Here is an 11663-nt window from a genome sequence, read left to right as displayed (position 1 = left end):
TGCCCCCCGGGCGGGCATTGCTTAAAGGGCAGCTCTGTTCCGCGCGGCCGGCCGTCGAGGCATGCCGAGTCGCGCGTCTAGCGAACCTGCATTGAAGGAGACGGAAATGCCCAAGATGAAGACGAAATCGAGCGCCAAGAAGCGCTTTAAGGTGACCGCCACTGGCAAGGTCATCGCAGGTCAGGCCGGCAAGCGCCACGGCATGATCAAACGCACCAAGAAATTCATCCGTGATGCCCGCGGCACCACGGTCCTGTCGGCACCCGACGCAAAGATCGTCAAGGGCTTCATGCCCTACGACCGCTAAGAGGAGATTGAGATATGTCCCGCGTTAAAGGTGGTACCACGACTCACGCCCGTCACAAGAAGGTCATCAAGGCAGCCAAAGGTTACTATGGCCGCCGCAAGAATACCTTCAAGGTTGCCCGTCAGGCCGTCGACAAGGCGAACCAGTACGCAACCCGCGACCGTAAGAACCGCAAGCGCAACTTCCGCGCGCTGTGGATCCAGCGGATCAACGCGGCTGTGCGTTCGCACGACGAAGCGCTGACCTACTCCCGCTTCATCAACGGCCTGAACCTGGCCGGCATCGAAGTGGACCGTAAGGTTCTGGCCGACCTGGCCGTGCACGAGCCCGAAGCCTTCGGTGCGATCGTGCGCCAGGCACAGGACGCGCTGGCAGCCTAAGGCTCCAGACGGATCTGAAATCAGGAAAGGCCGCTCCAGCTGGAGCGGCCTTTCTTGTTTTGGGGCACAGTCGGCAGCGGCGGAGCCCTAGCTGCATTCCACGATCATCAGGCCGGTGGTTGCGTCCAGCCGTGTCGAAACACGGTCCGCAGGCAGATTTGCGCAATAGCCGTTCAGGTCATAGTGCCCAGCCAGGTTGGTGTATGAATGTTCGTCGGCCAGCCGGTAGTTGATTGCGTTGTTGCCGGACGGAATGAACACGCTTTTGTCCGGGCTCCCGTCCGGTGAGATAATGTCGCCCCGGGTGACTTTCAGATAGGCCCAGGCGTGCTCGGGCACGCTGATATTCTGGGTTGCTTTGCTTGCGAGCACTTCTTCGAAGTCCCGGCCGATCGTCCTATCGTCGGACCACTTGTAAGCGTATTCGGTTTCCACCGAGGCGGTGACGTAATAGGTGCCGGAAACGGAGGCGCTGGTTGTCACGCTGTGGGTCTGGGACAGCGCGCGTTCGTAGGATTCCGTTTTGCGGGAGGCAACTTCGGTATATTCGGAGAGCTCCATCCCGGGTGTGATCGCTCCGACAATGGCGGTGACGTCCCGGGCAAGGACCGTGCTTCTGCTGTAGCCCACCACGCAGACGGCATCGAGGGAATCGAGGAACTTCCCGCTGCTGCCGCCCAAGGCGATCACAAGCAGTTCCTGCTGGGAGCAGCCCAGTTCCGCAGACAGCAGTTTTTCGTCATTCAGGACGCCGCCCTGAAGTGTTGTTCCATCTGTAAAGTGGAACCGGAGCCCGCTGAGAAAGCCGTCGCTTACGCTGTAGCCGATATCCTGGACGAGAACATCTGGCGACAGAGTGACCGAGTTGCTCTTATCCTTGCCCTTGCCGCCATGGCGCTCGCCGTTGAGAATGATGGCTTCAATCAGTTCGCCGGATTCGAGGCGCAACTCGCGCAGGGAAACATGGTCGAACCGGCTGCCGCCGCCGCCGCCCATGTGGTGCTTGACGAACTTGCCGCCGCTCTGTTTGAGGTCCTTGATCTCGTTCTGGGAAAATACCGGAAGTTCCTTGCTGAATGCGCCGTCCATTGCAATCCCTTTCGCTGAATGATGAACAATCAGAGGTTGCACATCTACTTTAGGATTCGTCTTTAAAATGATATCTTCAAATTGCGTTAAATAAGCAACCGGCTGGGCGCGCGTGGAAATTCATTCAAAAGCCTTGTCGGTGCTGCTCAGCTTCGGGGCATCCGCAGGGTGAACACGGTTTGCTGTTCGTCCGATTGCGCCGTCAGCAGGCCGCCGTGGCCCTTGGCGATCTGCTGGGCGATGAACAGACCCAGGCCCAGCCCGTTCTGCGAGGCCCGCATCTCAGCGCGGGTGAAGGGTTCGAACAGAAGGTCCATCGTCTCTTGCGGGATCGGTTTGCCCGCATTGGCGACGGACAGGATGAAATTATCGCCGTCGTCACTGGCGGTCACCGTGACCGGTTTGCCCGGCGTGCCATGCGTGACCGCATTCGAGAGCAGGTTCGACACCAGCTGGGCCATGCGCTCCGGGTCGCAGGCGAGCGGATCCTGGAAGCTGTACTCCTCGCGCAGATCCGTGTCCGGGTTGGCCAGCCGGATCTCCTCTACCGTCTGGCTCAGCACCGGCCGCAGGTCTGTCTTTTCGGGGTGGCCGATCTCGATCCCATTGCCCAGGCGGGCGCGGGCGAAATCGAGAATGTCGTTGATCAGCGACGACATGCGGGTGACGGACTGGCGGCCCAGGGAAAGGATCTCCAGCGCCTTGGCGGATTGCGGCTCGTTCTCAAGCAGCCGCAGCGCCGCGCCGACCGCCGACAGCGGATTGCGCAGGTCATGGCCCAGCACCGCGATGAACTGCTCGCGGAAACGGGCCTCCTGCTCGCGCGTGGCCAGATGGGCTTCGTTTTCCTTGGCGCGGGTGACATCCCGGGCGCTGCAGAAGAACCTGTCCCCCTCCGGCACCGCGTTCCAGGACAGCCAGCGGTAGGAGCCGTCCTTGTGCCGGTAGCGGTTTTCGAACTGCAGCACCGGATGGCCGTGCTTGACCCGCTCAAACGCAGCCTCTGTCCGGGAGATGTCGTCCGGATGCACAAAATGGAAGAACTGGCGGGTCTCGATGTCCTCGGGCAGCAGGCCCAGCGTGGTGTACCAGGCGGGGTTGGTGTCGGTGAAGATGCCAGAGGCGTCGACGACGCCGAGAAGGTCAGGGGTGACCTTCCAGGTCAGCGTTGTGCGGTCCATATGCGTAGGCATGAAGATATATCCGAATTTCGAAGCTGCGGGATAAAGTGCGCATGCAAGTACCCGTCTGGCAAGCGCTAAGAGGCCGTTCTTGCGGCCCAAATGCCGTTTCTCCGCCGCGGTATGCGAACCCGGGAAAACCAGGCGGAACTTTAGGGCGGGGGCACGGCGTTGAGCCGGTGACGCCAACCCATTGGCCGGGACCGGAACAGGAGCACGCAATGACCGCCGCAGACCCCGCGCACACGGATGCCGCACGCAACACCGCAAAACTCTACCGGATGGATATGCCGGGCCATCTGTGCCCCTACGGGCTGAAGTCAAAGTCGCTGCTGCGCTGGAAAGGGCTTGAGGTTGAGGATCACCGGCTGACCACCCGCGAGGAGGTTGAGCGCTTTCAGGCGCGGGCGGGGGTCGAAACCACGCCGCAGACCTATATCGGCGGCGAGCGGATTGGCGGCTATGAGGATCTGCGCGCCCATTTCGGCGTCCCGGTCCGCGCCGAGGGGGAGACCACCTATGTGCCGGTGATTGCGCTGTTTGCCATGGCGCTGGGGATTGCGCTGGCGGTGCAGTGGGCTGCCTTTGGCACGCTTGCGGGCGGGCGCACGCTGCAATGGTTTGTCGCCGTTTCCATGTGCCTTCTGGCGCTGCAGAAGCTGCGCGACGTGGAAAGCTTCTCCAGCATGTTCCTGAACTATGACCTGCTGGCGCGCCGGTTTGTGCCCTATGCCTATATCTATCCCTTCGCCGAAGGGCTGGCGGGCCTTCTGATGCTGGCGGGCGTGCTGATCTGGCTGGCGGCGCCGCTGGCGCTGGTGATCGGCACCATTGGCGCGGTTTCAGTGTTCAAAGCGGTCTATATTGACAAGCGGGAGCTGAAATGCGCCTGCATGGGCGGCAGCAGCGAGGTGCCGTTAGGGTTTGTTTCGCTCACCGAAAACCTGATGATGGCGGGCATGGGCGCTTGGATGCTTCTAAGCTGAGGCTGCCTCAGGCGGCAATCCCGTGCGGGCCGTGGCGGATGACGGCCCATTGGCCATAGCTGTCGTCCAGGTCCAGCTTGATCGCTGCGTTGGATGTGGTGGAGGCGCTGCCTATTTCCGCAAGCGTGAATTCGATACCGCCGGGGATATCAATGCGGACCCGGTGCGGGCCGCCGCCGTGCGGGGCCTGGATCGGGCGGCCGGTGGAGGTGACCAGCCCGTCGATATCCAGCCTGGCGGTGCGGTTTTCAATGTCCACCTCGTAGTCGATCCGCTTGATCAGCGTCTCGTGCACGGTGTCGCACATGGCGCGGAACACCCACCAGTGGGTGGCTTCCTCATCCGTTTCACCGCCCAGAAGCACGGTTTCCAGCGCCGCGCGCTGGGCGTCAGAGGCGCGGTCGTCGATGATCGTCTGCAATGCGCCCTTGCCCTCGTAGATCGGGCCGGGCCAGGCATAAAGCAACGCGCAGTGGGCGCCGGTCAGGTCGGTCCCGCCAAAATGCCCCTTGTCGATATGCAGCACCTCGAACCCGGTGCAATTGCCGTGGGTGGGCAGATCTTCGAACTGGCAGGGGCAGCCGTAGTTGCAGTTGCAGTTCCCGAAGCTGCGGCCCTCGATATACCAATCCACATGTGCCATGGCTGTGCCCTCCGCTGCTGCTGAAAAGATTTGCCTGAGTGTATCACAAAACGGGCAGGGTTTCAGGCGCGGCCGCGCCGCGGCGACACACCCGCCGGGCTTCCGCCGCCGCCCTCTTGCTTTCGCGCGCCCTTGTGGTAGCAGGGCATCAGCAGAATTCGAGGGGCCGTGATGGACGATCTTAAAGCCAAATACCTGGGTCAGATTGCAGAGGCCGCCGACGAGGCGGCGCTGGAGGCGATCCGCCTTGCCGCGGTCGGCAAGAAGGGCGAAGTGGCGCTGAAGATGCGCGAGCTGGGCAAGATGACCCCCGAGGAACGCCAGGTGGCGGGCCCGGCGCTGAACGCGCTGAAGGATGAGATCAACTCGGCGCTGGCAGCCAAGAAGGCGGGGCTGGAAGATGCCGCGCTGGATGAGCGTCTGCGCACTGAATGGCTGGACGTGACCCTGCCGTCGCGCCCCTCTCGCCAAGGCAGCCTGCATCCGATCAGCCAGGTGCAGGAAGAGATCACCGCGATCTTTGCCGAACTGGGCTTCTCCGTCGCTGAGGGGCCGCGGATTGACACCGACTGGTACAACTTCGATGCGCTGAACATTCCGGGCCACCACCCGGCGCGCGCCGAGATGGACACGTTCTACATGCACCGTGCGGAAGGCGACAACCGTCCGCCGCATGTGCTGCGCACCCATACATCGCCGGTGCAGATCCGCTCGATGGAAAAGATGGGCGCGCCCCTGCGCATCATCTGCCCGGGCGGCGTTTACCGCGCCGACTATGACCAGACACACACGCCGATGTTCCACCAGGTCGAAGGCCTGGCGCTGGACAAGGACATCTCGATGGCGAACCTCAAGTGGGTGCTGGAGGAATTCGTCAAATCCTTCTTCGAGGTGGACGACGTCGAGCTGCGCTTCCGCGCCTCGCACTTCCCCTTCACCGAGCCGTCGGCAGAGGTCGACATCCGCTGCTCCTGGGAGGGTGGTGCGCTGAAGATCGGCGAGGGCGACGACTGGATGGAGATCCTCGGCTCCGGCATGGTGCACCCCAAGGTGATCGCGGCGGGCGGCATCGACCCGGAGATCTATCAGGGCTTTGCCTTCGGCATTGGCATCGACCGCCTGGCGATGCTGAAATACGGCATCCCGGACCTGCGCGCCTTCTTCGACAGCGACCTGCGCTGGCTGCGCCACTATGGCTTCCAGAGCCTCGATATGCCGGCGCTGCATGGCGGTTTGAGCAGGTGAAACGCGACTTCGACCGCATTCGGGAACTGCTGATCATATTGTCAGAGCTCCCGGGCGGTCGGTTTAAACCAACAGGCGGATACCCTGCTGGAGCACAAAAAGGCGCTGATTGGTCAGAGCATGATCACTACCAAATTTCGCTAATGTGGGAGGCGGGGCTACTTCGGAATGCGACGTTAGCTGACGAGGACGATCCTCCGGGCGAATTTCTCACCATCAGTTGGGCGGGTCATGATTATCTGGACGCGATACGCGACGAAAATGTTTGGCAAAAAACCAAAGATGGCGCCGCTCAAATGGGGGGAGCGACCCTCACTTTGATGAAAGACTTGGCTATAGCGTTCTTAAAGAAAGAGGCTGCCGAAAAGTTGGGTCTAGAGCTCGGTTAAATCGGATACTTCAAGATGAGATACCGCTGAGCGAAGCTTGCATCGCGCACTACCCCCACACACAGGGCAGGGTCGATGCTCTGTGATTTGTCGCAACGGGTACCTCTAGACTGGAATATTCCTGCCATTGGATGCCCCCCAGCGCAGGACCAAGGCCGCAGGCCGCCGCGCCATCGCTTGCCTTTCGGCGATTGCTTGCCATCGCCTGTCGGCAGTGCATTGCTGAGCAATGCTCGAGAGACCGCCCGCACGGGCAGGCGATTTGGTGACGCAGGCGCTCCAGTTAGACGTCCTGCGGAGTTGGCCGGCATAAACTGCCAGACACCACCGTCGGATCGCCTCCCCGCGGCCAGGCGATGGCGCGGCTTAAACGTTCAAAGTCATCCCACAAAGTTGTGACGTGACAGCTGCCGCTCCGCGGCTACGCTCGCACATATGATCCAGGCCGTTCTAGCCTTCACCGCCGCCCTGCTGTGGGCCACTGCCGCTGCCGCCATGGGGCCGCCGAAAACGGCTGAGTGCCTTGGCGCAACGCCCTGTGTGCTGGGGGACCGCTCCTATCACGTGATGGAGCCGGAGGGCTGGGACGGGGTCTCGCCGCTGCCGGTGCTGCTGCATTTTCACGGCTGGGCGCGGACCGGGGTGCATGCACAGAACAGCGACCGGGTTGGGGCATCGGCCAAACGCCGGGGTGTCTTGCTGGTGACACCGAACGGACGGCGCAAGACCTGGGATTTCTGGTCGGCTGACACAGAGGATGCCGCCTTTGCCGACCGGGTGCTGGAGGACGTCGCCAAGCGCTATCCCGTTGATCCCGAGCGCATATACGTTTCAGGCTACTCCTACGGCTCTGCCATGGCCTGGCGCTATGTCTGCCACAGCGGCAATGATGTGGCCGCATTGATGGCGGTGGCCGGGACCCTCCGGCAGAGCGAGGACTGCCCTGAAGCCCCGCGCGAGGTGCGCCACGTGCACGGGCTGAAGGACAGGGTGATGGATTTTCCCTATGGCCCCGGCGGCGAGCGGACCTATCCGGTGGCGCTGTGGCGGGCGCGGCTGGGCTGCGGCGCAGCGCGGGTGCTGGGGCAGTGGCAGGCGGTGGAGTGGCTGAAGCTGGAGCGCACCGTGTGGGCGGGCTGCGCGCAAGGCCAGGTCGTGCTGGACACCCACCCCGGCGGCCATTTCATCCCGCACGGCTGGATCGGGCGGCAATTGGATGAGCTTTTGAACCTCACTCCCAGCTATCCTTGAGGGCATCTGCGCTGCGCCCTTGAACCTTGGCGCATTCTTTGCCATTGCCTCTGGCAAACTGCATGTCTGCCAAGGGGTCCCCGACCGATGAAATTCACGCTTTCCTGGCTGAAAGACCACCTCGACACCGATGCTTCGGTGGCGGAGATCACCGACGCCCTGACCGACCTGGGCCTTGAAGTCGAAGGGGTCGTCAACCCGGCCGATGCGCTGAAGGATTTCAAGCTTGGCTATGTGACGCACGCCGAGAAACACCCTGATGCCGACAAGCTGCGGGTCTGCAAGGTGGACACCGACGAGGGCGAGCTGCAGATCATCTGCGGCGCGCCGAACGCGCGCGAAGGCATCACCGTGGTGGTTTGCAAGCCGGGCATGTATGTCCCGGGCCTGGATATCACCATCGGCGTCGGCAAGATCCGCGGCATCGAGAGCTTTGGCATGATGGCCTCCGAGCGCGAGCTGGAGCTGTCGGAAGAGCATGACGGCATCATCGAACTGCCCTCCGGCAAGGTTGGCGACAGCTTCGTGGACTGGCTGGCGGAAAACGATCCGGCCAAGGTCGACCCGGTCATCGAGATCGCGATCACCCCGAACCGTCCCGATGCGCTGGGAGTTTACGGCATTGCCCGCGACCTGGCGGCGCGGGGTCTGGGCACCCTGAAGACGCGCGCGTTTGAGGCGGTGCCCGGGGATTTCGCGAGCCCCATCAAGGTGACCATTGACGAGGACACCCTGGACGGCTGCCCGCTGTTCGCCGGCCGCCTGATCAAGGGCGTGAAGAACGGCCCCAGCCCGCAGTGGCTGCAGGACCGGCTGACGGCGATCGGCCTGCGCCCGATCTCGGCGCTGGTGGATGTGACAAACTTCTTCACCTTCGACCAGAACCGCCCGCTGCATGTGTTCGATGCGGCCAAGGTATCCGGTGACCTGCGGGTGCACCGCGCCCAGGGCGGCGAGACGCTGGTGGCGCTGGATGAGAAGGAATACACCCTGGGTGCGGGCCATATGGTGATCTCCGACGAAAAAGGCGTGGAGAGCATCGGCGGCATCATGGGCGGCGAGGAAACCGGCTGCACCGAGGAAACCATGGATGTGTTCCTGGAGAGCGCGTTCTGGGATCATGTGCAGATCGCCATGGCGGGCCGGGCGCTCAAGATCAACTCCGACGCGCGCTACCGGTTCGAGCGCGGGGTGGATCCGGAATACACCATCGAGGGCCTGCACCGGGCGACCCAGATGATCCTGGACATCTGCGGCGGCGAGCCGTCGGAGGTGGTGATTGCGGGCGACGTGCCGGATCATTCGCGCGCTTACAAGCTGGACAGCGGCCGGGTGCAGTCGCTGGTGGGCATGGAAATCCCGGAAAGCGACCAGCGCCAGACCCTGACCCGCCTGGGCTTCCGCCTGGAGGGCAACATGGCGCATGTGCCCAGCTGGCGCCCGGATGTGCAGGGCGAGGCCGACCTGGTCGAGGAGGTCGCGCGCATTGCCTCGCTGACCAAGCTGCAGGGCAAGCCGCTGCCGCGGCTGACCGACGGCATCCCGAAGCCGGTGATGACGCCGCAGCAGCGCCGCCAGCAGATGGCGCGCCGCACCTGCGCCAGCCTCGGCTACAATGAAATCGTCAGCTACAGCTTTATCGACAAGGCCTCGGCCGCGCTGTTCGGCGGCGGGGATGATGCCACGATGCTGGCCAACCCGATCTCCTCGGAGATGTCGCACATGCGCCCGGATCTGCTGGCAGGGCTCTTGCAGGCCGCGGCCCGCAACCAGGCGCGCGGTTATATGGACCTGGCGCTGTTTGAGGCGGGCCCTGCCTTCACCGGCGGCGAGCCGGGCGAGCAGGTGACCCAGATCGCGGGCCTGCTGGTGGGCCGCACCGGGCCCAAGGACGTGCATGGCGCCTCGCGCGCGGTGGATCTCTACGACGCCAAGGCGGACGCCGAGGCGGTGCTGGCCGCCATCGGTGCGCCGGCCAAGGTGCAGATCCTGCGCGGCGGCGCCAGCTGGTGGCACCCGGGCCGTCATGGCCGCATCTGCCTGGGTCCGAAAAAGACCCTGGGCGTCTTTGGCGAACTGCATCCGAAGGTTGTGAAGCAGATGGGGATCAAGGGCGCTGCCGTGGCCTTCACCATCTTCCCGGATGAGGTGCCGCTGCCGCGCAAATCCGGTGCAACCCGGCCGGCGCTCGCGATCAGCGACCTGCAGGCGGTGGAGCGGGACTTTGCCTTTGTGGTCGATGCGGACGTCGAGGCGCTGACCCTGGTCAATGCCGCCGCCGGTGCCGACAAGGCGCTGATCGAGGATGTGCGCGTCTTTGACGAGTTCATCGGCGGCTCCCTGGGCGAGGGCAAGAAGTCGCTGGCGATCACCGTGCGGCTGCAGCCCAGTGACAAGACGCTGAAGGAGAAGGACATCGAGGCGGTGAGCGACAAGATCATCGCCAAGGTGACCAAGGCAACCGGTGGCACCCTGCGGGGGTGAGCCGGGACCAAGGCTTTTTTGAAAAGCCTTGGTAAAAGTTTTGAGGAAAGCTTTTGGGCGGCGCACCTGACGGGCGCCGCCTTTTCTGTCACCTGGCGGCAAAGAACTCCGCCAGCAGGTCAAAAACCAGGCGGATACGGCGGCTGGTGTGCAGCTCGCGGTGGGTGGTCAGCCAGACCGGAAAGGTGAGCGGCTCCATCCCCGGCAGCAGCCGCTCCACCCCCGGCGTGACGGCGGCCACATCGTCCATCATCGGGCACACGCCGAAGCCCTGTTTCACCAGCTCCCAGGAGGCCAGGCCGCTGGTGGATCTGATGCGGAAGTTGTCCGCTGTCAGATGGATGCCCAGCGGCGCCATGAAGGCGATTGATCGGTCCACGTCGGCAAAGCCTACGAAGTCATGAGCCGCCAGATCCGCCGGCAAGGCGGGCCGCCCGCGCCGCTCCAGATAGCTGGGGGCGGCATAGAAACGGGCGGTGGCCTCCTGCACCAGGCGGGCTATCAGCTCGGGCTGCTCGGGGCGGACGTGGCGGATGGCGATATCGGCCTCGCGCCGCATCAGGTCGCGGATGTCATTGGCTGCCACCACGTCAATCGTCAGGCGCGGCGCCCGCTGGCGCAGCTGGTGCAGCACCGGCGGCAGCACATGCGCCGACATCACATCCGAGGCGGTGATCCGCACCGTGCCCTCGATGGACTGCGCCTGGCCGGTGGCGGCCAGCCGCAGCCCGTTGGCGGCCTCGCCCATCTTGCGGCTGTGAGTCAGCAGCTCGTGCCCCGCTTCGGTCAGGGCCAGCGCGCGGCCCACACGTTCAAACAGCAGCACGCCCAGTTCCGCCTCCAGCGCCGCCACCTGGCGCGACAGCGTCGGCTGGGTCAGGCCGAGCTTGCGCGCGGCTGCGGACAGCGATCCGGTCTCGGCGGTGGCCAGAAAGGCGCGGATATGGTTCCAGTCGGGGTTTTCCATGCAAATATGTATAACAACCTTGCGGATTTCGGCAATTTATCTGTGGTTCCTGCATGGATAGGCTCAAGTCCAGCAAGGAGAGCCGCCATGACAGCCGACGCCCGCTTTTGGAACAGGATTGCCCCGAAATACGCCGAGTCGCCGATCCGCGACCTGGACGCCTACCGCTACACGCTGGAACGGACCCGGTCTTACCTTAGAGACAGCGACAGGGTGCTGGAGCTGGGCTGCGGCACCGGCTCCACCGCGATTGCGCTGGCGCCAAACGCGGGTGAAATCATTGCCACCGACCTGTCGGAGGAGATGCTGAAGGTGGGGCGGGAGAGGGCCTGGAATGCGGCGGCTGCCAATGTGGATTTCCGCTGCTGCGATGTGCAGAGCGCGCCGGACGGCCCGGTTGATGCAGTGATGGCCTTCAACCTGCTGCATCTGCTGCCGGATTTGGAGGCGGCGCTGGCCTCGATTGCCGCCAAGCTGCCCGAGGGCGGGCTGTTTATTTCCAAGACACCCTGCCTGGGCGAGGCGCGGGGATCCTGGAAATATTGGCTGTATACCGTGGCCATCCCGCTGATGCGGCTGGCGGGCAAGGCGCCCAGCTATGTGGATTTCCTGGATATCCGCACGCTGGAGGCTGCGGTGCAGCGCGCAGGCTTCGAAATCATCGAGACCGGCAACTACCCGGCGGACACGCCCGGGCGCTATCTGGTGGCCCGGCGCTGCTGAGGCGTTGCCTTTTACCCC

12 protein-coding genes are annotated in these 11663 nt (G+C 63.8%); 8 read left to right on the top strand and 4 right to left on the bottom strand.

What is annotated here, in order from left to right:
- The first annotated feature begins 106 nt into the window (after window positions 1-106).
- Window positions 107-307 carry a 50S ribosomal protein L35 gene (gene rpmI / locus ACTRWG_RS05315; protein WP_008557770.1) on the top strand — a complete coding sequence of 67 codons (201 nt, stop codon included), beginning with the start codon at window positions 107-109 and terminating at the stop codon, window positions 305-307.
- A gap of 14 nt (window positions 308-321) precedes the next feature.
- Window positions 322-687 carry a 50S ribosomal protein L20 gene (gene rplT, locus ACTRWG_RS05310; RefSeq protein ID WP_008206278.1) on the top strand — a complete coding sequence of 122 codons (366 nt, stop codon included), beginning with the start codon at window positions 322-324 and terminating at the stop codon, window positions 685-687.
- An 87-nt stretch (window positions 688-774) separates the two neighbouring features.
- Here rplT and ACTRWG_RS05305 read toward each other — a convergent pair whose 3' ends face one another.
- Both ACTRWG_RS05305 and ACTRWG_RS05300 read right to left on the bottom strand, forming a co-directional pair.
- Complete coding sequence (locus ACTRWG_RS05305) at window positions 775-1776, bottom strand: jacalin family lectin (RefSeq protein WP_027235273.1); 1002 nt, start codon at window positions 1774-1776, stop codon at window positions 775-777.
- A gap of 146 nt (window positions 1777-1922) precedes the next feature.
- The gene (locus ACTRWG_RS05300) at window positions 1923-2969 is read right to left on the bottom strand and encodes a PAS domain-containing sensor histidine kinase (protein WP_245597350.1); all 1047 of its coding nucleotides are present in this window, start codon (window positions 2967-2969) and stop codon (window positions 1923-1925) included.
- Window positions 2970-3178: 209 nt separating this feature from the next.
- Here ACTRWG_RS05300 and ACTRWG_RS05295 point away from each other — a divergent pair, with 209 nt between their 5' ends.
- A complete protein-coding gene (locus ACTRWG_RS05295) occupies window positions 3179-3943 on the top strand; it encodes a MauE/DoxX family redox-associated membrane protein (protein ID WP_027235271.1) in 765 nt (254 codons plus the stop codon).
- A gap of 7 nt (window positions 3944-3950) precedes the next feature.
- Here ACTRWG_RS05295 and ACTRWG_RS05290 read toward each other — a convergent pair whose 3' ends face one another.
- Entirely contained in the window at window positions 3951-4586 is a 636-nt protein-coding gene (locus ACTRWG_RS05290; protein ID WP_027235270.1) for a DUF1326 domain-containing protein, read from the bottom strand.
- Window positions 4587-4757: 171 nt separating this feature from the next.
- Here ACTRWG_RS05290 and pheS point away from each other — a divergent pair, with 171 nt between their 5' ends.
- From pheS to pheT, 4 genes are all read left to right on the top strand, one after another.
- The gene (gene pheS / locus ACTRWG_RS05285) at window positions 4758-5831 is read left to right on the top strand and encodes a phenylalanine--tRNA ligase subunit alpha (protein ID WP_027235269.1); all 1074 of its coding nucleotides are present in this window, start codon (window positions 4758-4760) and stop codon (window positions 5829-5831) included.
- A complete protein-coding gene (locus ACTRWG_RS05280) occupies window positions 5828-6220 on the top strand; it encodes a DUF2513 domain-containing protein (protein WP_154667763.1) in 393 nt (130 codons plus the stop codon). Before pheS ends, ACTRWG_RS05280 begins: the two co-directional genes overlap by 4 nt.
- A 435-nt stretch (window positions 6221-6655) precedes the next feature.
- A complete protein-coding gene (locus ACTRWG_RS05275) occupies window positions 6656-7471 on the top strand; it encodes a CE1 family esterase (RefSeq protein WP_462829060.1) in 816 nt (271 codons plus the stop codon).
- An 87-nt stretch (window positions 7472-7558) separates the two neighbouring features.
- Window positions 7559-9955 carry a phenylalanine--tRNA ligase subunit beta gene (gene pheT / locus ACTRWG_RS05270; protein ID WP_027235267.1) on the top strand — a complete coding sequence of 799 codons (2397 nt, stop codon included), beginning with the start codon at window positions 7559-7561 and terminating at the stop codon, window positions 9953-9955.
- A gap of 88 nt (window positions 9956-10043) precedes the next feature.
- Here pheT and ACTRWG_RS05265 read toward each other — a convergent pair whose 3' ends face one another.
- The gene (locus tag ACTRWG_RS05265; protein ID WP_027235266.1) at window positions 10044-10922 is read right to left on the bottom strand and encodes a LysR family transcriptional regulator; all 879 of its coding nucleotides are present in this window, start codon (window positions 10920-10922) and stop codon (window positions 10044-10046) included.
- A gap of 87 nt (window positions 10923-11009) precedes the next feature.
- Between ACTRWG_RS05265 and ACTRWG_RS05260 the strand changes: the two genes are divergently transcribed.
- Window positions 11010-11645, top strand: coding sequence for a class I SAM-dependent methyltransferase (locus ACTRWG_RS05260; protein WP_027235265.1), 636 nt, complete (start codon window positions 11010-11012; stop codon window positions 11643-11645).
- The last annotated feature ends 18 nt before the right edge of the window (window positions 11646-11663 follow it).

The organism is Leisingera sp. G5_S3_59_S7 (assembly GCF_054968485.1).
Note: the sequence above shows the minus strand (reverse complement) of the source record. Positions and strands in the feature narration are given on the sequence as shown.